This window comes from Paracoccus luteus (assembly GCF_004522155.1).
GTDB lineage: Bacteria > Pseudomonadota > Alphaproteobacteria > Rhodobacterales > Rhodobacteraceae > Paracoccus > Paracoccus luteus.
In genome coordinates this window covers 118,645-139,899 of the sequence record NZ_SDEA01000008.1, presented here as the reverse complement: position 1 = coordinate 139,899, position 21,255 = coordinate 118,645, and the positions used below count along the sequence as shown (strand labels likewise).

Genomic DNA, 21,255 nt, shown 5'->3' with positions numbered 1-21,255 from the left:
TCAGGGAAATGCTGCAACCGAAACGGACCAAGTTCCGCAAACAGCACAAGGGCCGCATCCACGGCGAGGCCAAGGGCGGGTTCAACCTGAACTTCGGCTCCTACGCGCTGAAGGCGACGGAACCCGAGCGCGTCACGGCGCGGCAGATCGAGGCGGCCCGCCGCGCGATCACCCGCCACATGAAGCGTCAGGGCCGCGTCTGGATCCGGATCTTCCCGGACGTGCCGGTCACCGGCAAGCCGACCGAGGTGCGGATGGGCAAGGGCAAGGGCTCGGTCGATTTCTGGGCCGCCCGCGTCCATCCCGGCCGCATCATGTTCGAGATCGATGGCGTCGAGGACGACATCGCCCGCGAGGCGCTGCGCCTGGGCGCGATGAAGCTGCCGGTCCTGACCCGCATCGTGCAACGCGAAGACTGGTAAGCGGTGGGGTCCGTCCCCATTTTGTGAACAAGGCCCCGCCAGCGATGGCGGGGCCTTCCGCTTTCCGAGGGGCAGGGTTTTTCCTTGCCACACCCGGCTTCTCCCTGTATGGGACGGCCTTCATCTCGAACTCCACCGGGAATCAGGGTGGCCCAGTGTTCTGGGGCTCTCCGGTGATGTTGAAAGGAACAGGCGCCATGAAAGCGCAGGAACTGAAAGACAAGACGCCCGAGCAGCTGCGCGAGCAGCTGGTCGCGCTGAAAAAGGAAGCGTTCAACCTGCGCTTTCAGCAGGCCACCGGCCAGATGGAATCGACCGCCCGCATGCGCAGCGTCCGCCGCGACGTGGCGCGGGTGAAGACCATGATCAACCAGCAAGCCGCCGCCGCGGCGCAGTCGAACTGAGGGGGCCGCCATGCCGAAACGCATTCTTCAGGGCAAGGTCACCAGCGACAAGAACGAACAGACCGTGACGGTCCTGGTCGAGCGCCGCTTCAAGCATCCGGTGCTGCACAAGATCGTGCGGTCGTCCAAGAAATACCGCGCCCACGACGCGCTGAACCAGTTCAAGGTCGGCGACACCGTCCGCATCATCGAATGCGCGCCGGTGTCCAAGACCAAGCGCTGGACGGTGCTGACGGCCGAGGCCGCGGCGCAGGCGTAAGCCTTCGCGACTAAGACGGGGGCCGCGTCCGGCGGCCCCTTGTGACATATCGAAACCCTGGGGCCGGGACTGCATCCGGTCCCCAAAGGTCGGGAGCAAACCATGATCCAGATGCAGACCAACCTGGATGTTGCTGACAACTCCGGCGCTCGCCGGGTGCAGTGCATCAAGGTTCTGGGCGGATCGCACCGGCGCTATGCGTCGGTGGGCGACATCATCGTCGTCTCCGTCAAGGAAGCCATTCCGCGTGGCCGCGTGAAGAAGGGCGACGTCCGCAAGGCCGTCGTCGTGCGCACCGCCAAGGAAGTGAAGCGCGAGGACGGCACGTCCATCCGCTTTGACCGCAACGCCGCCGTCATCCTGAATAACCAGGGCGAACCGGTCGGCACCCGTATCTTCGGGCCGGTCGTGCGCGAGCTGCGCGCCAAGAACTTCATGAAGATCATCTCGCTTGCGCCGGAGGTGCTGTGATGGCCGCCAAGCTGAAAAAGGGCGACACGGTTGTCGTGCTGGCCGGCAAGGACAAGGGCAAGACGGGTGAGATCACCCAGGTCATGCCCAAGGTCAACAAGGCCATCGTGGACGGCGTGAACATCGCGCTGCGCCACACCCGGCAGACCCAAACGTCGCAGGGCGGGCGTGTTCCCAAGAACATGCCGATCGACCTGTCGAACCTGGCGCTGATGGACAAGAACGGCAAGGCGACCCGCGTCGGTTTCCGCATGGAAGGCGACCAGAAGGTGCGTTTCGCCAAGACCACGGGGGACGTGATCTGATGCTGGACGAAACGAACTATACCCCGCGCCTCAAGTCGGTCTTCCAGGACCAGATCCGCGCCGCGCTGAAGGAAGAGTTCAGCTACAAGAACGACATGCAGATCCCGCGTCTGGACAAGATCGTCCTGAACATGGGCGTCGGCGAGGCGGTCAAGGACACCAAGAAGGTCAAGCAGGCCGCCGAGGAACTGTCGCTGATCGCCGGTCAGAAGGCCGTCATCACCTATGCGAAAAAGTCGATCGCCGGCTTCCGCGTGCGTGAGGAAATGCCGCTGGGCTGCAAGGTCACGCTGCGCGGCGACCGCATGTATGAATTCCTGGACCGCCTGATCAACATCGCGCTGCCCCGCGTCCGCGACTTTCGCGGCGTGAAGCCGACGTCGTTCGACGGCCGCGGCAACTATGCGATGGGCCTGAAAGAGCAGATCGTGTTCCCGGAAATCAACTTCGACAAGGTCGACGAGGTTCTGGGGATGGACATCATCATCGCGACCACGGCGAAGACCGACGCGGAAGCCAAGGCGCTGTTGAAGCACTTCAACATGCCCTTCACCAGCTGATCGCGCGAGGATATTGATATGGCAAAGAAATCCATGATCGAACGTCAGAAAAAGCGCGTCGAGCTGGTGGCGAAATACGCCTCCAAGCGCGCGGCTTTGAACGACGTCATCAACGACCAGTCCAAGCCGATGGAAGAGCGGTTCAAGGCCACGCTGAAGCTGGCCGAGCTGCCGCGCAATTCGTCGCCCACGCGGCTGAAGAACCGCTGCGAGCTGACCGGCCGCCCGCGGGCCTATTACCGCAAACTGAAACTGTCGCGGATCATGCTGCGCGAGCTGGGCTCGTTCGGTCAGATCCCCGGCCTTGTGAAATCCAGCTGGTAAGGGGGCCGACATGTCGATGAACGATCCGCTCGGCGATATGCTGACCCGCATCCGCAACGCGCAGATGCGCGGGAAATCCACCGTCCGCACCCCCGCCAGCAAGCTGCGCGCCTGGGTTCTGGACGTGCTCAAGGCCGAGGGCTACATCCGCGGCTATGAGCAGGCGACCTCGGCTGCCGGCCACCCGGAGCTGGAGATCTCGCTGAAATACTTCGAAGGCACGCCGGTCATCCGTGAACTGGCGCGCGTGTCGAAGCCGGGCCGCCGCGTCTATTCGGGCACCCGGGAACTGCCGCAGGTCCGCAACGGCCTGGGCGTGTCCATCGTCTCGACGCCCAAGGGCGTGATGACGGATGCAGCGGCTCGCAGCGCCAATGTCGGCGGCGAAGTCCTCTGCACCGTGTTCTAAGGAGGGCAGGATGTCTCGGATTGGTAAGAAGCCGGTCGAACTGCCCCAGGGCGTGACGGCGGACATCAAGGGTCAGACGATCGAGGTGAAGGGGCCGAAGGGCACCCGCGCGTTCACCGCGACCGACGACGTGACCCTGAAGGTCGAGGACGGCAAGGTGACAGTGACCCCGCGGGGCCTGTCCAAGCGCGCGCGCCAGCAGTGGGGCATGTCGCGGTCGATGGTCGCGAACCTCGTGACCGGCGTGTCCACGGGTTTCCGGCGCGAGCTGGAAATCCAGGGCGTCGGCTACCGCGCCTCGATGCAGGGCAAGGATCTCAAGCTGGCGCTGGGTTACAGCCACGACGTGATCTTCGCCGCGCCGGAAGGCGTCACCGTCAACGCCCCCAAGCAGACGGAAATCATTGTGGAAGGCATCGACCAGCAGAAGGTCGGCCAGGTCGCCGCGAACATCCGCGAGTGGAAGAAACCCGAGCCCTACAAGGGCAAGGGCATCCGCTACAAGGGTGAGCAGGTCTTCCGCAAGGAAGGCAAGAAGAAGTAAGGATCACGCAAATGGCACTGAACAAACGAGAGCTGTTCCAGAAGCGCCGTCTGCGCGTCCGGAACAAACTGCGGGCGATGTCCAACGGCCGTCCCCGCCTGTCCGTCCACCGTTCGTCCAAGAACATCTCGGTCCAGCTGATCGACGATGCGCAGGGGCTGACGCTGGCTTCGGCGTCCACCCTGGAAAAGGATCTGGGCTTCGTGGGCAAGAACAACGTCGAGGCGGCCGCCAAGATCGGCGCGGCGATTGCCGAGCGCGCCAAGGCGAAGGGTGTCGAAGAGGTCGTGTTCGACCGCGGCGGCTTCCTGTTCCACGGCAAGATCAAGGCGCTTGCCGACGCGGCCCGCGAGGGTGGGCTGAGGTTCTGAGCAATGCGGGTGGCGGTGTCGCCACCCCGATGATCCGGGGGCCGTCCTGCAAGGCGGCCCACCTGGATTGGAACAATGGGGCGCGGCTTTGCGCCAGATCGAAAGGGATGCCGCATGGCAGAACGTGACAACCGCCGGGGGGGCCGCCGCGAAGAGCGCGAAGAGACCCCGGAATTCGCCGACCGTCTGGTCGCGATCAACCGCGTCAGCAAGACCGTCAAGGGCGGCAAACGCTTCGGCTTCGCCGCGCTCGTGGTGGTCGGTGACCAGCGCGGCCGCGTCGGTTTCGGCAAGGGCAAGGCCAAGGAAGTGCCCGAGGCGATCCGCAAGGCGACCGAGCAGGCCAAGCGCGGCCTGGTCCGCGTGCCGCTGCGCGACGGCCGCACCCTGCACCACGACATCGAGGGCCGCCACGGCGCGGGCCGCGTCGTGATGCGGACCGCCGTTCCGGGGACCGGCATCATCGCTGGCGGCCCGATGCGCGCCGTGTTCGAGATGCTGGGCGTGCAGGACGTCGTGGCCAAGTCGCTGGGTTCGCAGAACCCCTATAACATGATCCGCGCCACGATCGACGGGCTCAAGGCCGAGGCTTCGCCCCGGTCCGTCGCGCAGCGCCGCGGGAAAAAGGTCGCCGACATCCTGCCGTCGCAGGACAAGCCGGCAGCCGCGCCCGCCGAAACCGTGGAGGCCTGAGCATGGCAACCATCGTCGTCAAGCAGATCGGCAGCCCGATCCGCCGTCCCAAGGAACAGCGCGCGACGCTGAAAGGCCTGGGGTTGAACAAGATGCACCGCACGCGCGAGCTGGAAGACACCCCGGCCGTGCGCGGGATGGTGAACGCGATCCCGCATCTGGCGAAGATCGTCGAAGAGCGCGGCTGATCCAAGCCCGCCGCAAACAATCGAGACGCGCCCCGGAGATGATCCGGGGCGTTTTCTTTTGCGCGGGCCGCACCGCCGTTAACCATCTGCTAACGATCCTGTGGCAGCATCGCCCCAACCGCCGAAGGAGGCTGATGTGCCGCGCCTAGCCCGCTGCCTGCTGCTGATCGCCGTGCTGCTGTCCGGCGCGGCGGCCTCGGCCGGTCCTTGGCCCCGAGAGGTCAAGGGCGTGTTCATGTCGCTGTCCACGGAACGCGACCGGGACGGCAACAGCCACACCGGGCTTTATGGCGAATACGGCCTGACCCCCCGCAACACCCTGGGGGTCGAGGTGGGCCGCAGCAACGCCGGAGAGACCAGCGCGCTGATCTGGCTGCAACGCGCACGCGACCCCGCCGCAGGCCCGGACCGCTGGGCGATGTCGCTGGGCGCGGGCGTGGTCGAGCGCAACGGCGTGGCCTTTCCGGTGGCGCGGGCGGGGGCCGCCTGGGGCCGGGGCCTTGACGCGGTGCCGGGCTTGCGGCGCATACCCCGCGGCGGCTGGCTGTCGGCCGAGGCGCAGCTGAATGTCGCGGGCGCGATGAAGGATGAGGACGAGGTGAGGGAGCTCGCCGGCTCCGGCGCGTCCGGGCTGGGCTATCTTACCCCCGAGGCCGAGGTGAAGGCGGCGCTGACGCTGGGCTGGCACGCGACAACGGCCACCATGCTGGTCAACCAGATGCGGTTCGAGGAACGCGAGGACTCCGGGTTTTCCAGCGAGCTGGCGAGTTCGTTGGTCTATGACCTGGGCGGCCCGGCAAGGATCCCCGCCAAGATCGAACTCGGGGTGACCGCGCCTCTGTCCGGCCCGGGCGAGCAGGCCGTCAAGCTGGGGACATGGGTCGAGTTCTGAGCGCCGCACCCGCATCCGGTGGCGCTTGCCTTGCCGCGCCGGATGGACTAAGGACCGCCGGTGCCTGCGGGCACCCGACTCATCAACACGACATGCCGTGTCCGCCCAGATCGCTTCGGGGGCGCGTCCGGCCAGGAGAAGCGACATGAAACTGCACGAACTGCGCGACAACGACGGCGCCAATCGCAAGAAAAAGCGCGTCGCGCGCGGCCCGGGCTCGGGCAAGGGCAAGACCGCCGGGCGCGGTATCAAGGGCCAGACCTCGCGGTCGGGCGTGGCGCTGAACGGCTACGAAGGCGGCCAGATGCCGCTGTATCGCCGCCTGCCCAAGCGCGGCTTCACCAAGCCGAACCGGCTGGAGTTCGCCGTGGTCAACCTGGGCCAGCTGCAGGCGATGATCGACGCCGGCCGCCTGGACGCCACCGCCGACCTGACCGAGGACGCGCTGATCGCCGCCGGCGCCACCAAGCGCAAGCTGGACGGCATCCGCCTGCTGGCCAAGGGCGAGCTGACCGCGGCGCTGCGCCTGACCCTGTCGGGCGCGTCCAAGGCCGCCGCTGATGCGGTGGAAAAGGCCGGCGGCACGCTGACCCTGACCCGCCCGGTGCGCGAAGCCGCCGAAGCCTCGGAATAAGCTGTTGAAGGGCGCGCCCGCGCCCCATAGATAGCGACTGAGTTTTCCCAGCGCCGCCGACCGGAAGACGGTACGGCGGCGTTGTCACGATTTCCGCGCCGCAACCGTGCGCGACGAACGAGGGTCCGTCATGGCGTCAGCCGCTGAACAGATGGCCGCGAACCTGTCCTGGGGTTCGCTGGGCAAGGCAACCGAACTGCGCCAGCGGATCTGGTTCACCATCGGCCTGCTGATCATCTATCGTCTGGGCACCTATATCCCGGTTCCGGGCATCGATGGCGGCGCGCTGCGCAACTTCATGGCCGACGCGCAGGCCGGCATCGGGGGCATCCTGTCGATGTTCACCGGCGGCGCGCTGGGGCGGATGGGCGTGTTCGCGCTGGGGATCATGCCGTATATCTCGGCCTCGATCATCGTGCAGCTGCTGGCCTCGATGGTGCCCGCGCTGGAACAGCTGAAGAAAGAGGGCGAGCAGGGCCGCAAGAAGATCAACCAATACACGCGCTATGCGACCGTGGCGCTGGCGCTGTTCCAGGCCTGGGGGCTTGCCGTCAGCCTCGAGGCCGGGGGGCTGGCGCACGAGGCGGGCATGTTCTTCCGCCTCAGCGTCGTGATCACGCTGGTCGGCGGCACCATGTTCCTGATGTGGCTGGGCGAACAGATCACCGCGCGCGGCATCGGCAACGGCATCAGCCTGATCATCTATGTCGGCATCCTCGCCGAGATCCCGGGCAGCCTGGCGCAGTTCTTTGCGCAGGGGCGGTCGGGCGCGATCTCGACCCCGGTGGTGCTGGGGATCATCGTGCTGGTGATCGTGGTGATGGCGTTCGTCGTCTTCATGGAGCGCGCGCTGCGCAAGATCCGCATCCAGTATCCCCGCCGCCAGGTCGGGATGAAGGTCTATGACGGCCAGTCATCGCACCTGCCGATCAAGGTCAACCCGGCCGGCGTGATCCCGGCGATCTTCGCCAGCTCGCTGCTGCTGCTGCCGGTCACGATCTCGACCTTTTCGGGCAACCAGACCGGCCCGGTGATGTCCACGATCCTGGCCTATTTCGGGCCGGGGCAGCCGCTGTATCTGCTGTTCTTCGCGGCGATGATCGTGTTCTTCACGTATTTCTATACGCAGAACGTTGCCTTCAAATCCGACGACGTGGCCGACAACCTGAAAAATCAGGGCGGCTTCATCCCCGGCATCCGGCCCGGCAAGCGCACGCAGGAATACCTGGACTATGTCGTGAACCGGGTGCTGGTCATCGGCTCGGCCTATCTGGCCGCCGTCTGCCTGCTGCCCGAGGTGATCCGCAGCCAGTTCGCGGTGCCCTTCTACTTCGGCGGCACGTCGGTGCTGATCATCGTGTCGGTCACGATGGACACGATCAACCAGATCCAAAGCCACTTGCTTGCCCATCAGTATGAGTCTTTGATCGAGCGGTCGCAGCTGCGCGGCAAGCGCAAGCCGGGCGAGGCCAGGCCGCGCAAGGCGCCGGCCCGGCGCTGACGGGGCGGGCGACGATACGGGACGAACCGAGGGGGAGAGACGGTTTTGACGATCAACATCATCCTGCTGGGGCCGCCCGGCGCCGGCAAGGGCACCCAGGCCCGCACCCTGGTCGAACAGCGCGGCCTGGTGCAGCTGTCCACCGGCGACATGCTGCGCGACGCGCGCAGTTCCGGGACCGAGATGGGCCGCCGCGTGGCCGAGGTCATGGACAAGGGCCAGCTGGTCACGGATGAGATCGTCATCGGGCTGATCCGGGAAAAGCTGGAAAGCGGCGACGCGCCCGGCTTTATCTTCGACGGGTTTCCCCGGACCCTGCCGCAGGCCGACGCGCTGAACGACCTGCTGGCCGGCATGGGGCAGTCGATCGACGCCGTGATCGAGATGCGGGTCGACGACGCCGCGCTGGTGGACCGGATCAGCGGCCGGTTCACCTGCGGCAACTGCGGCGAGGTCTATCACGACACGACCCGGCCGACGGCGGCCGAAGGCACCTGCGACGTCTGCGGATCGACCGACCTGAAGCGCCGCGCCGACGACAACGCCGACGCGCTCAAGACCCGGTTGCTGGAATACTATAAAAAGACATCGCCGCTGATCGGCTATTACTATGCCACCAAGCAGCTGCAGCCCGTCGACGGCATGGCCGATGTGGCCGAGGTGGGGCGGCAGGTGGCGGCGGTGATGGACGGGATCGGCCGCTGACCGGCCCACGCAGCGGGGGCCGGGCTGTTGACCTTGCGCCCGCGATCCTATACCCGCAGGCATCTCATCTGAGAATCACCCATTCGGGGTGAGGCTTTGGCCCGATGGCACAGCCTTCGGGCCATTGGTTGTGAAAAAAGGTTCCGGCACGACGGAACCGCAACGAAAAGGAAAGACGCGTGGCTCGTATCGCTGGCGTGAACATTCCGACGGGGAAACGTGTCCCCATCGCACTGACCTATATCCACGGCATCGGCAGCATGTTCGCCGAGCAGATCTGCGAGGCGGTCGGCATCGACCGCGCCCGCCGGATCAACGACCTGTCGGACGCCGAAGTCCTGCAGATCCGCGAATACATCGACGCCAACCTGACGGTGGAAGGCGACCTGCGCCGCGAGACGCAGATGAACATCAAGCGGATGATGGACCTGGGTTCCTATCGCGGCCTGCGTCACCGCCGCGGCCTGCCGGTGCGCGGCCAGCGCACCCACACCAACGCCCGCACCCGCAAGGGCCCGGCGAAGCCCATCGCCGGCAAGAAGAAGTAAGGGGTCAGGGACATGGCACGCGACAAGACGCGCATGAAGCGCAAGGAACGCAAGAACATCGCCACCGGCGTGGCGCATGTGAACAGCTCGTTCAACAACACCAAGATCCTGATCTCGGACGTGCAGGGCAACGCCATTGCCTGGTCGTCGGCCGGCACGATGGGCTTCAAGGGTTCGCGGAAATCGACCCCCTATGCCGCCCAGATGGCCGCCGAGGATGCCGGCAAAAAGGCGCAGGAACACGGCATGCGCACCATCGAGGTCGAGGTGCAGGGCCCCGGATCGGGGCGCGAATCGGCGCTGCGCGCGCTGGCCGCCGTCGGCTTCAACATCACGGCGATCCGCGACGTGACCCCGATCGCCCACAACGGCGTCCGCCCGCCCAAGCGCCGGCGCGTCTGATCGGACCGCATTTGACCGGCCCGCGCGCGTCGTCGCGTGGGCCGGGTTTTCGCATTTTACCTCGGGCGTTGCCGGCCGCTGGACATGGGCCGGGAACTGGAATGGAGGCAATCGCATGATCCACAAGAACTGGGCCGAGCTGATCAAGCCCGCGCAGCTGGACATCCGTCCGGGCGCCGACGCGGGCCGGGTCGCCACCGTGGTGGCCGAGCCGCTGGAACGCGGGTTCGGCCTGACGCTGGGCAACGCGCTGCGCCGCGTCCTGATGTCGTCGCTGCAGGGCGGCGCGATCACCAGCGTTCAGATCGACAACGTGCTGCACGAGTTCAGCAGCGTCGCCGGCGTGCGCGAGGACGTGACGGACATCGTCCTGAACCTCAAGGGCGTCACGCTGAAGATGGACGTGGACGGCCCCAAGCGCCTGACGCTGTCGGCCAAGGGGCCGGGCGAGGTCAAGGCCGGCCAGATCTCGGAAACCGCGGGCATCACGGTGCTGAACCGCGACCACGTCATCTGCAACCTGGACGACGGCGCCGAGCTGAACGTCGAGCTGACGGTCGCCAGCGGCAAGGGCTATGTCGCGGCGGACAAGAACCGCCCCGAGGACGCGCCCATCGGACTGATCCCGATCGACGCGATCTTTTCGCCGGTCAAGCGCGTCAGCTATGAGGTCACGCCCACCCGCGAGGGGCAGGTGCTGGACTATGACAAGCTGACCATGAAGGTGGAAACCGACGGCAGCCTGTCGCCCGAGGATGCGGTGGCCTATGCCGCGCGCATCATCCAGGACCAGCTGTCGGTGTTCGTGAACTTCGACGAGCCGGAATCCGCCAACCGCCTGGATTCCGAGGACGGGCTGGAGTTCGACCCGCGCCTGCTGAAGAAGGTGGACGAGCTGGAACTGTCGGTGCGTTCGGCCAACTGCCTGAAGAACGACAACATCGTCTATATCGGCGACCTGATCCAGAAGACCGAGGCCGAGATGCTGCGGACCCCGAACTTTGGCCGCAAGTCCTTGAACGAGATCAAGGAAGTGCTGTCGGGCATGGGCCTGCACCTGGGCATGGACGTGGTCGACTGGCCGCCGGAAAACATCGAGGATCTGGCCAAGCGTTTCGACGACCAGTTCTAGGACACGAAGGGTGGGGCCATGCCCCGCCTTTCCACGACCGGGCATCCCGCCCCAAGGAGAGCGGCCCGCACGCATGGGCCGCCGGACAAAGCAAAAACGCTATAGGAGAGAACCATGCGTCACGCCCGCGGCTATCGCCGCCTGAACCGCACCCACGAACACCGCAAGGCGCTGTTCGCCAACATGGCCGGCAGCCTCATCGAGCACGAGCAGATCAAGACGACCCTGCCCAAGGCCAAGGAACTGCGCCCGATCATCGAAAAGCTGATCACGCTGGCCAAGCGCGGCGATATCCACGCCCGCCGCCAGGCTGCCGCGCAGCTGAAGCAGGACCAGTATGTCGCCCGCCTGTTCGAGATTCTCGGCCCGCGCTATCAGACCCGGCAGGGCGGCTATGTCCGCATCCTGAAGGCCGGCTTCCGCTATGGCGACATGGCGCCGATGGCGATCATCGAGTTCGTGGACCGCGACGTGTCGGCCAAGGGCGCGGCGGACCGCGCACGGGTCGAGGCCGAGGCCGAAGACTTCGCGGACGCGTGATCCGTTAACCTGATCTTCAGCTTTGCCGCTTAAGACCGGAACCTGCCACGGCCCCCTGCCGCGGCAGGTTTTTTTGTGTTAACCGACGGTGGCAAAGAATATCGGGTGTGCATGGGACTGCATCCCATAGTATCGCGTTGACCCTAGAGCAGGCAATTTGTCTAAAAAGATATGTCAGGACGCGCAGAGATAAACGCCACCCTTGCCCGCATGCGAAAGCTTGCGCCGGCCGGGTATTTCATCGGGATGCACATCCGGTTCGCCGCACCGTTGATGCAGTTCCAGACCTATCCCAAGGGATGGTCGGACCATTACTCGGCCAACGCCTATGCGCTGCGCGACCCCACGATCGCCTGGGGATTTTCGACGACGGGCGCCACCCGCTGGACCACGATGCCGATTCCCGACCCGTTCGGCATCATGAAGGACGCCGCCGCCTTTGGCCTGCCATACGGCATCACCGTGTCTTGCGGGCCGATCAAGTCGCGCACCATTTCCAGCTTCGCGCACACCGCGCGCGAGTTCACAGATGACGAGATCGAGACGATCTCGGCCCACGTACGCCGGCTCCATGACATTACCGAGCCGCCGGAGAGCCTGACGAAGGCTCAGCAAGAGGCCCTTCGATGTATCGCGGAGGGCGACCGTCATGCGGCAGCGGCTGCCAAGCTTGGCATTACTGAAAGCGCGTTCAAGGCGCGTCTGATATCGGCGCGTGAGCGACTGATGGCAAAGACCACCGCCGAAGCGCTGCAAAGGGCCAAGGAATACCGTCTGCTCTAGGACTCGCCTTTGACACCGCGGTCACTCCGGGGGGCCACCCCCCAACCCCAGGAGAAGACCAATGCAGACCACGACGCTTTCCTTCAGCAACCTTCACAACCACGGCGAACTGTTCGCCAACCTGTTCCGCGCACGTCGCCAAAGCTTTATCGTCCAGAAGAACTGGGACCTGCCCGAGGCCGAGGGTATGGAGTTCGACCAGTATGACACCCCGCAAAGCCGCTGGATCGCGGTGCATGACGGCGGGGATGTGCTGGGCGGGTTCCGGCTGACGCCGACCACGGCGCGCTGCGGCGTCTATACCTATATGATCCGTGACGCGCAGTCGGGTGTCCTGGGCGGTTCGATCCCGCGGGACTTGCTGTATGGCGACGCGCCGGTCGATCCGCAAGTGTGGGAATGCACCCGTGTCTTCGTCAACCACGCGACGCCGATGTCGCTGCGCCGCAAGGTCCACTTCAAGATGGTCGAGGCGATGACGGCCAGCGCGCGCGAACTGGGCGCCAGCCGGCTGATCGCGCTGACCGACGCGAAATGGCCGCGCTGGTATGGCCGCTGCGGCTTGGACGCCGAGGCGATCGGCCGCGTCATGTGGATCGGCGACGGCGATTTCCAGTGCGTCGCGATCAACCTGTCCGCCAAGCTGCACTGACCGCGACCCCGTGGAGGGGACGCCCGGGGGGGATACCATCGGCATGGCGGGCGGCGTAACATCCGCCCGTCATGGCAGACCTTTTCGATCACATCGACCCGCAGCCGTCCGCGGCGCCGGGCGCGCACCGGCCGCTGGCCGACCGCATCCGGCCCCGCCACCTGTCCGAGGTCATCGGCCAGTCCCATGTGCTGGGGCCGGACGGCCCGCTGGGCGCGATGCTGGCCGCGGGCAGCCTGTCGTCGCTGATCCTGTGGGGGCCGCCCGGCGTCGGCAAGACCACCATCGCCCGGCTGCTGGCCGACCAGACCGACCGCGCGTTCATCCAGATTTCGGCGATCTTTTCCGGCGTGCCCGAACTGCGCAAGGTGTTCGAGGCGGCGGCGCTGCGCCGCACGCAGGGGCGGGGAACGCTGCTGTTCGTGGACGAGATCCACCGCTTCAACAAGGCGCAGCAGGACAGCTTTCTGCCGCATATGGAGGATGGGACCATCCTGCTGGTCGGCGCCACGACCGAGAACCCCAGCTTTGAACTGAACGCCGCGCTGCTGTCGCGCGCGCAGGTGGTCGTCCTGAACCGGCTGGACCTGGCCGAGCTGGAGCGGCTGGCGCAGCGCGCCGAGCAGGAGCTGGGCCGGGCGCTGCCGCTGACCGGCCCCGCCCGCGACGCGCTGCTGACGATGGCCGACGGCGACGGCCGCGCCGCCCTGAACCTGATCGAGCAGGCGATGGCGTGGAAACTGTCCGCCCCCCTTGGCCCGGACGAGCTGTCCAGGCGGCTGATGCGGCGGGCGGCGAAATACGACAAGTCGGGGGACGAGCATTACAACCTGATTTCCGCCCTGCACAAATCGGTGCGCGGGTCGGACCCCGACGCCGCGCTGTATTGGCTGGCCCGGATGCTGGAAGGGGGCGAAGACCCGCGCTATCTCGCCCGCCGCATCACCCGCATGGCGGTCGAGGACATCGGGCTGGCCGACCCAGCCGCGCAGCGCCACTGCCTGGACGCCTGGGCGCTGTATGAACGGCTGGGCAGTCCCGAAGGGGAACTGGCGCTGGCGCAGGCGGTGATCTATCTCGCGCTCGCGCCGAAATCGAACGCGGGCTATGCCGCCTACAAGGCCGCGCGGGCCGAGGCGCGCAAGACCGGCAGCCTGATGCCGCCCGCCCATATCCTGAACGCGCCCACCGCGCTGATGAAGGATCAGGGCTATGGCGCGGGCTATGCCTATGACCACGACGCCGAGGACGGGTTTTCCGGCCAGAACTATTTTCCCGACGGCATGAAGCGCCCGGTCCTTTACACCCCCGTCGAGCGGGGGTTCGAGCGCGAGCTGAAAAAGCGGCTGGACTGGTTCGTCAGCCAGCGCGCCAAGCGTGGCGGTTGACTTTGGGCCGGCGCGCCTACAGGTCAGCGGGATGATGTATCCGGTTCTTCAGGTGGCGCTTGGCGGCGCGATGGGCGCGACGGCGCGCCACGGCGTCAATGTCGGCGCGGCGCGGCTGTTCGGGCCGGGGCTTCCAGTGGCGACGCTGGCGGTCAACGTCGCGGGTTCGTTCCTGATCGGCGTGCTGGCGGTGGTGCTGGCCGGGCGTGGCGCGGCATGGTCGCCGCTGCTGATGACCGGCCTGCTGGGCGGGTTCACCACATTTTCCGCGTTCTCGCTGGATGCGCTGGCGCTGTGGCAGCGCGGCCAGCACGCGGGCGCGGCCGGCTATGTCGCGGCCTCGGTCGGGCTGTCGCTGGCGGCGGTGGCGGCGGGCATGGCGGTGGGGCGCCCGGCATGAGCGGCCTGCAGTCCCTGCGCGTGGGCGACGACGAGGGCGAGCAGCGGCTGGACCGCTGGCTGCGCCGCAAGTTCCCGCAGCTGAACCAGATCGCCATCGAGAAACTGTGCCGCACCGGCCAGCTGCGCGTGGATGGCGCGCGGGTGAAACCCGCCACCCGCGTCGAGCCGGGGCAAGAGGTGCGCGTGCCCCCCTTGCCCGACGCGGCCCCGCCCGCGGCCGAACGGGCGTCCCCGCGCGACGCCGATATCCAGATGATCCAGTCGGCGGTGCTGTGGCGCGACGAGCATGTCATCGCGCTGAACAAGCCCGCCGGCCTGCCGTCGCAGGGCGGCAGCGGGCAGGGCGACCGCCATGTGGACGGGCTGGCCGCGGCGTTGATGTTCGGCTTCAAGGAACGGCCCAAGCTGGTGCACCGGCTGGACAAGGACACCTCGGGCGTGCTGCTGCTGGCGCGCACCGACCGGGTTGCGCGGCGGCTGTCGGAATCGTTCCGGGCGCGGACCACGCGCAAGATCTATTGGGCGGCGGTGGCGGGCGTGCCCTCGCCGCAGATGGGGACGGTGCGGTTCGGTCTGGTCAAGGCGGCGGGCCACGGCCGCGGCGGCGAGGGCGAGAAGATGATCTGCGTCCACCCCGCCCGCATCGACCAGACCGAGGGCGCCAAGCGCGCCACCACCGACTATGCGGTGCTGGACAGCCTGGGCACCCGCGTCAGCTGGTGCGCGCTGGTCCCGGTGACGGGGCGCACCCATCAGCTGCGCGCGCATATGGCCGAACTGGGCCATCCGATCATCGGTGACGGCAAATACGGCGGATCGGGTCAGGAGAACCTGGGCGACGGCTGGGGCGCGCAGCTGGGCGGCGAGATCAGCCGCAAGCTGCACCTGCACGCCCGCTCGATCAGCTTTGACCACCCGGTCACCGGCAAGCGCGTCACCCTGACCGCGCCGCTGCCCGACCACATGGCGCGGACATGGAAGACGCTGGGCTGGCACCAGAACGACGTGCCCGCCGACCCGTTCGAGGACGAATGAAGCGGGTCATCCGGGGCAACGACGGCACGCTGGCGGACAGCCACGCAATCGTCATGTCGGCGGCGGGCGCGGGCATGGCCGCCGCCCCTGCCGTCACCGAAGGCTTTGCCGGGCCGACCCGGCTGATCGAGGATTGCTCCGCATGAGCGAGTGGAAGGCGCGCCGTTTCTGGACCTCTGCCACGGTCGCGCAGGCCGGCGACGGCTGGCAGGTTCTGCTGGACGGCCGCCCCGTCCGCACGCCGGGCAAGCAGCCGCTGATCCTGCCCGGCCGGGCGCTGGCGCTGGCGATCGCGGCCGAATGGGACGCGCAGGCGGACGCCATCGACCCGCAGTCGATGCCGCTGACGCGGGCCGCGAACTCGGCCCTGGAAAAGGTCGCGGGGCAGGCGGGGGCGGTCGCCGACATGCTGTGCGAATACGGCGCGACCGACCTGCTGTGCTATCGCGCCGCCCACCCCCCGCAGCTGGCCGCGCGGCAGGCCGCGGCGTGGAACCCGCTGCTGGACTGGCTGGCGGGGCAGGGCGCGCGGCTGGTCGCCACGCAAGGCGTGATGCCTGTCGCGCAGGACGCAGCCGCGCTGGCGGCGCTGCGCGCCCGGCTGGCGGCGCTGTCCCCGTGGGAACTGACGGCGCTGCACGATCTGGTGACGCTGCCCGGTTCGCTGGTGCTGGGGCTGGCCGTGCTGGACGGCCGCATCACCGCGGACGAGGCGCACGCTTTGTCGCGGCTGGACGAGGATTTCCAGGCCGAGGAATGGGGCCGCGACGACGAGGCCGAGGCCGCCGCCGCCGGCCGCCGCGCGGCGATGCAGTCTGCCGAAAGGCTGTTGACGTTGCTGCGCGCGCAGGCAGCGCCGGGCTGACCTGACCTTTTGGACGGGCGGCCGCCCCCGCGGCGGCCTTGACGCATAGCTTTGTATCGGCATCATGCCGCCTATGCCGGTCGCGCATAGCGGCCGGCCAACGGCCCGCGTGACGGTCCAGACACCGACCCGAGAAGTCGGGCAACAGAGAGGTCCACATGAAGAAAACGGTATTCCTTGGCACCGTCGCGGCGACGGCGCTGATCGGCGGGATGGCCGCGGCCGACACGCTGGCCGACGTCAAGGCGCGCGGCGTGCTGAACTGCGGCGTCAACACCGGGCTGGTCGGCTTTGCCGCGCCGGACGCGAACGGCAACTGGTCGGGGTTCGACATCGCGGTCTGCAAGGCCGTGGCCGCCGCGGTGCTGGGCGACGCGTCCAAGGTGAAATACATCCCCACGACCGGCCAGACCCGCTTCACCGCGCTCGCCTCGGGCGAGGTGGACGTGCTGGCCCGCAACTCGACTTGGACGTTCCAGCGCGACACCGACCTGAAGCTGGATTTCGTGGCCGTCAACTATTATGACGGGCAGGGTTTCATGGTCCGCAACGACCTGGGCGTGACCAGCGCCAAGGAACTGGACGGCGCCACGATCTGCATCCAGACCGGCACCTCGACCGAGCTGAACCTGGCCGACTATTTCAAGTCGAACAACATGACCTATCAGCCGGTCAACATCGATTCGAATGCCGAGGGCGAGCAGCAGTACATGGCCGGCGCCTGCGACGCCTATACGACCGACGCGTCGGGGCTGGCGGCGACGCGGGCGGCCTTCGCCGATCCGGAAAACCACATCATCCTGCCCGAGATCATCTCGAAGGAACCGCTGGGGCCGGCGGTGCGCCACGGCGATAACAACTGGGGCGACGTGGTCCGCTGGACGCTGTATGCGCTGATCGCCGCCGAGGAATACGGCATCACCTCGGCCAATCTGGAAGAGCTGACCAAATCCTCGACCAACCCCGAGGTGCAGCGCCTGCTGGGCGCGTCCGACGACTATGGCAAGATGCTGGGCCTGGACAAGGACTGGGCCAAACGCGCCATCGCCGCGTCGGGCAACTATGGCGAGATCTTCGCCGCCACCATCGGCGAGCAGACCCCCATCGGGCTGGCCCGCGGCCTGAACGCACAGTGGACGCAGGGCGGGTTGATGTACGCGATGCCGTTCCGCTAAGGACAGGACGGCGCGCGCGGGCCGGTCCCGCGCGCGCCGGCCACCGGCCCGCAGCCCCCAAGGGGCGCGGGAAACGATGACGGGCGCAAAGCCCGCGCGCTTCCTCAACAGGGAAAGACACGAATGACCGACCTGCCCGGCGGGCAAGATCCGCCCTTCCGCCTGTCGATGCTGATCCGCGACCGGCGATACCGGTCGCTGACGATCCAGGCGGTGGTGTTCATCCTGGTCATGCTGGTCGCGGCGTGGCTGGTCAACAACACGGTCGAGAACCTGGCCCGGATGGGCAAGACCTTCGACTTCGGCTTTCTGGACAACCGTTCCGGCTATGACATCCCGTTCAGCCTGATCCCCTACAACTCGGATTCCACGCATCTGCGCGCGGCGGGCGTGGGCCTGCTGAACACGCTGCTGGTGTCGGCGCTGGGCTGCCTGCTGGCCACCGTCCTGGGCGTGCTGGTCGGCGTCCTGCGGCTGTCGAACAACTGGTTGGTCAGCCGCCTGATGACCGTCTATGTCGAGGTGTTCCGCAACGTCCCCCTGCTGCTGTGGATCCTGGTCATCATGGCGGTGTTCACCGAGGTGATGCCGTCGCCGCGCGATTACCGCCCGGCCGCGGACGGCAGCGCGAGCGCGCAGATGATCCTGTTCGACAGCGTGGCGCCGACCAACCGCTATACCTCGGTCCCCGCGTTGCGGGTGGAACACGACCCCGGCGCGGTGGCGCTGGGGCCGGTCAGCGTCAGCGCGCCCCTGCTGGCCTTCGTGCTGGCGTTCGCGGCGGCGTGGCTGATCAACCGCTGGGTCCGCGCGCGGGCGCAGGCGCGACAGGACGCGACCGGCATCCGGCCCGCGACATGGTGGGTCACGCTGGCGCTGTTCCTGGTGCCGCTGGTGGCGCTGTGGCGGCTGTTCGGCCTGCATCTGGTGACGCCGGAACTGCGCGGGTTCAACTTTGCCGGCGGCATGAACTTGGACAACGGCTTTGTCGTGCTGCTGCTGGCGCTGTCGCTGTATACCGGCGCCTTCATCGCCGAAATCGTGCGCGCGGGCATCATGGCCGTCAGCCGCGGCCAGTCCGAGGCGGCGGCGGCGCTGGGGCTGCGCGCGCGCCCGATCATGGCGCTGGTGGTGCTGCCGCAGGCGCTGCGGGTCATCATCCCGCCGCTGATCTCGCAGTTCCTGAACCTGACCAAGAACAGCTCGCTGGCGATCGCGGTGGGCTATCCCGACCTGCGCGCCACGCTGGGCGGGACGACGCTGAACCAGACCGGGCGCGAGATGGAATCGATGCTGCTGATGATGGGCGTCTATCTGGCGCTCAGCCTGGTCATCTCGGGGGTGATGAACGTCTATAACGCCAGCGTCCGGCTGAAGGAGCGGTGAGATGAGCGAGCTGCACGCCGAAACCGTCGCCTATGTCCGCGACAGCATGCTGCCGCAGGGCGCGCCCCCCTCGCGCCAGTCGGGCAGCGTGCTGTGGCTGCGCCAGAACCTGTTTTCCGGCCCGCTGAACACGATCCTGACCCTGTTGGGGCTGGCGGTCGTGTGGTTCCTCGTGTCGCATTTCTGGCCGTGGTTCAGCCACTCGGTCTGGAACGCCTCCAGCATGGCCGAGTGCCGCCAGATCATCGCGGAACGCTGGGGGCAGGGCGCGACCGGCGGCTGTTTCGCGGTGATCCGAGAACGCTGGAACCAGTTCCTGTTCGGGTTCTTCCCGCCGTCGGAATACTGGCGGCCGACCGCGGCCTTCGGGCTGATGTTCTTTGCCATCGCGCCGGTGCTGTTCACCGAAAGCCGCGCGCTGCGCTGGACGGTGATGGCGGTCGCGGCGGTGCTGACCTTTGCGCTGTGCATGCTGCTGGGCGCGCCGCCCCGCGCGTTGCTGGTGCTGGCGGTGGTGGTGGTCGGGCTGACGGCGCTGAACGAATACGCCCACCGCGCGGCGCTGGTGTTCAGCCTGCTGTTCCCCTTCGTCGCGGTCTGGCTGCTGTGGGGCGGGTCGATCTGGGGGCCGCTGTGCGTGCTGGCGGGCTTTGTGCTGGGCTTTGCCGTGTGGCGGGCGCTGTCCCGCCTGGGCCTGTTCGCGGTCGCCGCCGGCGTCGCGGCCGCGGCGGCGTGGTGGATGTTCATGTCGGACCGCGCGGCATCCGACCTGCAGTCGCTGCTGCCCGTGGCGCTGCCTTACGTCGAATCGCGCGCCTTCGGCGGGTTCGTTCTGGCGATCACCATCGGCGTCTCGGGCATCGTGATGTCGCTGCCGCTGGGCATCATCCTGGCGCTGGCGCGGCGGTCGGACATGCCGGTGGTCAAGGCCTTCGCGGTGATGTTCATCGAGTTCATCCGCGGCGTGCCGCTGATCACGCTGCTGTTCGTGGCCTCGCTGCTGCTGAACTATTTCCTGCCGCCGGGCACCAACTTCGACATCATCCTGCGGGTCATCATCATGGTGACGCTGTTCGCCTCGGCCTATATGGCCGAGGTGATCCGCGGCGGTCTGGCCGCCCTGCCCAAGGGGCAATACGAGGCCGCCGACTCGCTGGGGCTGGATTACTGGAAGGCGCAGCGGCTGATCGTGCTGCCGCAGGCGCTGAAGATTTCCATCCCCGGCATCGTCGGCACCTTCATCGGGCTGTTCAAGGACACCACGCTGGTGACGTTCGTGGGCCTGTTCGACCCGCTGAAACAGATGGCCGACACGATCCGCGCCACCTTCGCCTGGAAAGGCGCCTATTGGGAGCCGTATATCTTCACCGGCGCCATCTTCTTTATCCTCTGCTTCAGCATGTCGCGGTATTCCATGTATCTGGAACAGCGGCTGAAGCGCGAACACCGCTGAGGGGCCAGCCATGACCGACGTCTACGCAGACCGCGCCATCGACCGCAGCCACATGACGGTCAGCGACCAGGTGGCCATCCAGATCCAGGGCATGAACAAGTGGTATGGCAGCTTCCACGTGCTGCGCGACATCGACCTGACCGTCCGGCGCGGCGAACGCATCGTCATCGCCGGGCCGTCCGGGTCGGGCAAATCGACGCTGATCCGCTGCATCAACCGGCTGGAGGAACACCAGTCCGGCCGTATCGTCGTGGACGGGGTCGAGCTGACCAACGACCTGAAGAACATCGACAAGGTCCGGTCCGAGGTCGGCATGGTGTTCCAGCATTTCAACCTGTTCCCGCATCTGACGGTGCTGGAGAACTGCACCCTGGCGCCGATCTGGGTGCGCCGGGTGCCGCGGCGCGAGGCGCTGGCGACGGCCATGCGCTATCTGGAAAAGGTCCGCATCCCCGAACAGGCGCACAAGTATCCCGGCCAGCTGTCGGGCGGCCAGCAGCAGCGCGTGGCCATCGCCCGGTCGCTGTGCATGGAGCCAAAGATCATGCTGTTCGACGAACCGACCAGCGCCCTTGACCCCGAGATGATCAAGGAGGTGCTGGATACCATGATCGAGCTGGCGCAGGATGGCATGACCATGATCTGCGTCACCCACGAGATGGGGTTCGCGCAGGCCGTGGCCAACCGCGTGATCTTCATGGATCAGGGCCAGATCGTCGAACAGAACACGCCGCACGAGTTCTTCAACAATCCGCAATCCGAACGGACCAAGCTGTTCCTCAGCCAGATTCTGGGGCATTGATCGGCGGAAC

The 21,255-nt window shown here is 67.1% G+C and carries 31 protein-coding genes; all 31 read left to right on the top strand.

The window, feature by feature from the left end; genetic code table 11:
* Positions 1-8 precede the first annotated feature (8 nt).
* Positions 9-422 (top strand): 50S ribosomal protein L16, encoded by a 414-nt coding sequence (gene rplP, locus EPA64_RS11385; protein ID WP_134726472.1) that lies wholly within the window; start codon positions 9-11, stop codon positions 420-422.
* 197 nt (positions 423-619) lie between these two features.
* Entirely contained in the window at positions 620-826 is a 207-nt protein-coding gene (rpmC, locus tag EPA64_RS11380) for a 50S ribosomal protein L29 (protein ID WP_134726471.1), read from the top strand.
* Between the two features lie 10 nt (positions 827-836).
* The gene (rpsQ, locus tag EPA64_RS11375) at positions 837-1,085 is read left to right on the top strand and encodes a 30S ribosomal protein S17 (RefSeq protein WP_134726470.1); all 249 of its coding nucleotides are present in this window, start codon (positions 837-839) and stop codon (positions 1,083-1,085) included.
* A 102-nt stretch (positions 1,086-1,187) separates the two neighbouring features.
* On the top strand, positions 1,188-1,556 hold the full coding sequence (gene rplN, locus EPA64_RS11370) for a 50S ribosomal protein L14 (protein WP_010400243.1): 369 nt from the start codon (positions 1,188-1,190) through the stop codon (positions 1,554-1,556).
* Positions 1,556-1,861, top strand: a complete 306-nt coding sequence (rplX, locus tag EPA64_RS11365; protein WP_134726469.1) for a 50S ribosomal protein L24 — start codon at positions 1,556-1,558, stop codon at positions 1,859-1,861. The genes rplN and rplX overlap by 1 nt, the downstream gene beginning before the upstream one ends.
* Positions 1,861-2,421 carry a 50S ribosomal protein L5 gene (rplE, locus tag EPA64_RS11360; RefSeq protein WP_134726468.1) on the top strand — a complete coding sequence of 187 codons (561 nt, stop codon included), beginning with the start codon at positions 1,861-1,863 and terminating at the stop codon, positions 2,419-2,421. Before rplX ends, rplE begins: the two co-directional genes overlap by 1 nt.
* A gap of 18 nt (positions 2,422-2,439) precedes the next feature.
* On the top strand, positions 2,440-2,745 hold the full coding sequence (gene rpsN, locus EPA64_RS11355) for a 30S ribosomal protein S14 (protein ID WP_134726467.1): 306 nt from the start codon (positions 2,440-2,442) through the stop codon (positions 2,743-2,745).
* A gap of 10 nt (positions 2,746-2,755) precedes the next feature.
* The gene (rpsH, locus tag EPA64_RS11350; protein ID WP_134726466.1) at positions 2,756-3,154 is read left to right on the top strand and encodes a 30S ribosomal protein S8; all 399 of its coding nucleotides are present in this window, start codon (positions 2,756-2,758) and stop codon (positions 3,152-3,154) included.
* A 10-nt stretch (positions 3,155-3,164) separates the two neighbouring features.
* Positions 3,165-3,698 (top strand): 50S ribosomal protein L6, encoded by a 534-nt coding sequence (gene rplF, locus EPA64_RS11345; protein WP_134726465.1) that lies wholly within the window; start codon positions 3,165-3,167, stop codon positions 3,696-3,698.
* Between the two features lie 11 nt (positions 3,699-3,709).
* The gene (gene rplR / locus EPA64_RS11340) at positions 3,710-4,069 is read left to right on the top strand and encodes a 50S ribosomal protein L18 (RefSeq protein ID WP_134726464.1); all 360 of its coding nucleotides are present in this window, start codon (positions 3,710-3,712) and stop codon (positions 4,067-4,069) included.
* Between the two features lie 114 nt (positions 4,070-4,183).
* Positions 4,184-4,762: a 30S ribosomal protein S5 gene (gene rpsE, locus EPA64_RS11335; protein WP_134726463.1), complete on the top strand. Its 579-nt coding sequence runs from the start codon at positions 4,184-4,186 to the stop codon at positions 4,760-4,762.
* 2 nt (positions 4,763-4,764) lie between these two features.
* Positions 4,765-4,950 carry a 50S ribosomal protein L30 gene (gene rpmD, locus EPA64_RS11330; protein ID WP_134726462.1) on the top strand — a complete coding sequence of 62 codons (186 nt, stop codon included), beginning with the start codon at positions 4,765-4,767 and terminating at the stop codon, positions 4,948-4,950.
* Between the two features lie 136 nt (positions 4,951-5,086).
* Complete coding sequence (locus EPA64_RS11325) at positions 5,087-5,842, top strand: hypothetical protein (RefSeq protein WP_246026724.1); 756 nt, start codon at positions 5,087-5,089, stop codon at positions 5,840-5,842.
* 145 nt (positions 5,843-5,987) lie between these two features.
* A complete protein-coding gene (rplO, locus tag EPA64_RS11320) occupies positions 5,988-6,476 on the top strand; it encodes a 50S ribosomal protein L15 (protein WP_134726461.1) in 489 nt (162 codons plus the stop codon).
* A 130-nt stretch (positions 6,477-6,606) separates the two neighbouring features.
* Positions 6,607-7,977, top strand: coding sequence for a preprotein translocase subunit SecY (gene secY, locus EPA64_RS11315; RefSeq protein WP_134726460.1), 1,371 nt, complete (start codon positions 6,607-6,609; stop codon positions 7,975-7,977).
* Between the two features lie 45 nt (positions 7,978-8,022).
* Positions 8,023-8,682 carry an adenylate kinase gene (locus EPA64_RS11310; protein WP_134726459.1) on the top strand — a complete coding sequence of 220 codons (660 nt, stop codon included), beginning with the start codon at positions 8,023-8,025 and terminating at the stop codon, positions 8,680-8,682.
* A gap of 179 nt (positions 8,683-8,861) precedes the next feature.
* Positions 8,862-9,230: a 30S ribosomal protein S13 gene (rpsM, locus tag EPA64_RS11305; RefSeq protein WP_134726458.1), complete on the top strand. Its 369-nt coding sequence runs from the start codon at positions 8,862-8,864 to the stop codon at positions 9,228-9,230.
* A gap of 12 nt (positions 9,231-9,242) precedes the next feature.
* Positions 9,243-9,632 (top strand): 30S ribosomal protein S11, encoded by a 390-nt coding sequence (gene rpsK / locus EPA64_RS11300; protein WP_036704563.1) that lies wholly within the window; start codon positions 9,243-9,245, stop codon positions 9,630-9,632.
* A 115-nt stretch (positions 9,633-9,747) separates the two neighbouring features.
* Positions 9,748-10,764, top strand: a complete 1,017-nt coding sequence (locus tag EPA64_RS11295; RefSeq protein ID WP_134726457.1) for a DNA-directed RNA polymerase subunit alpha — start codon at positions 9,748-9,750, stop codon at positions 10,762-10,764.
* Positions 10,765-10,878: 114 nt separating this feature from the next.
* Positions 10,879-11,304, top strand: coding sequence for a 50S ribosomal protein L17 (gene rplQ / locus EPA64_RS11290; protein WP_134726456.1), 426 nt, complete (start codon positions 10,879-10,881; stop codon positions 11,302-11,304).
* 171 nt (positions 11,305-11,475) lie between these two features.
* Complete coding sequence (locus EPA64_RS11285; RefSeq protein ID WP_134726455.1) at positions 11,476-12,087, top strand: helix-turn-helix transcriptional regulator; 612 nt, start codon at positions 11,476-11,478, stop codon at positions 12,085-12,087.
* Positions 12,088-12,148: 61 nt separating this feature from the next.
* A complete protein-coding gene (locus EPA64_RS11280; RefSeq protein ID WP_134726454.1) occupies positions 12,149-12,739 on the top strand; it encodes an acyl-homoserine-lactone synthase in 591 nt (196 codons plus the stop codon).
* Positions 12,740-12,810: 71 nt separating this feature from the next.
* Positions 12,811-14,127 carry a replication-associated recombination protein A gene (locus EPA64_RS11275; protein WP_134726453.1) on the top strand — a complete coding sequence of 439 codons (1,317 nt, stop codon included), beginning with the start codon at positions 12,811-12,813 and terminating at the stop codon, positions 14,125-14,127.
* Positions 14,128-14,158: 31 nt separating this feature from the next.
* Positions 14,159-14,527, top strand: coding sequence for a fluoride efflux transporter CrcB (crcB, locus tag EPA64_RS11270; protein WP_134726452.1), 369 nt, complete (start codon positions 14,159-14,161; stop codon positions 14,525-14,527).
* The gene (locus EPA64_RS11265) at positions 14,524-15,564 is read left to right on the top strand and encodes an RluA family pseudouridine synthase (RefSeq protein ID WP_134726451.1); all 1,041 of its coding nucleotides are present in this window, start codon (positions 14,524-14,526) and stop codon (positions 15,562-15,564) included. The genes crcB and EPA64_RS11265 overlap by 4 nt, the downstream gene beginning before the upstream one ends.
* Positions 15,561-15,710 (top strand): hypothetical protein, encoded by a 150-nt coding sequence (locus EPA64_RS16330; RefSeq protein ID WP_167626659.1) that lies wholly within the window; start codon positions 15,561-15,563, stop codon positions 15,708-15,710. The genes EPA64_RS11265 and EPA64_RS16330 overlap by 4 nt, the downstream gene beginning before the upstream one ends.
* The gene (locus EPA64_RS11260) at positions 15,707-16,429 is read left to right on the top strand and encodes an ATP12 family chaperone protein (RefSeq protein WP_134726450.1); all 723 of its coding nucleotides are present in this window, start codon (positions 15,707-15,709) and stop codon (positions 16,427-16,429) included. Before EPA64_RS16330 ends, EPA64_RS11260 begins: the two co-directional genes overlap by 4 nt.
* Positions 16,430-16,587: 158 nt before the next feature.
* Positions 16,588-17,604, top strand: coding sequence for an amino acid ABC transporter substrate-binding protein (locus EPA64_RS11255; RefSeq protein WP_134726449.1), 1,017 nt, complete (start codon positions 16,588-16,590; stop codon positions 17,602-17,604).
* Positions 17,605-17,727: 123 nt separating this feature from the next.
* On the top strand, positions 17,728-18,990 hold the full coding sequence (locus EPA64_RS11250; protein WP_167626658.1) for an amino acid ABC transporter permease: 1,263 nt from the start codon (positions 17,728-17,730) through the stop codon (positions 18,988-18,990).
* 1 nt (position 18,991) lies between these two features.
* A complete protein-coding gene (locus EPA64_RS11245) occupies positions 18,992-20,443 on the top strand; it encodes an amino acid ABC transporter permease (protein WP_134726448.1) in 1,452 nt (483 codons plus the stop codon).
* Between the two features lie 10 nt (positions 20,444-20,453).
* Positions 20,454-21,245 carry an amino acid ABC transporter ATP-binding protein gene (locus EPA64_RS11240; protein ID WP_134726447.1) on the top strand — a complete coding sequence of 264 codons (792 nt, stop codon included), beginning with the start codon at positions 20,454-20,456 and terminating at the stop codon, positions 21,243-21,245.
* The last annotated feature ends 10 nt before the right edge of the window (positions 21,246-21,255 follow it).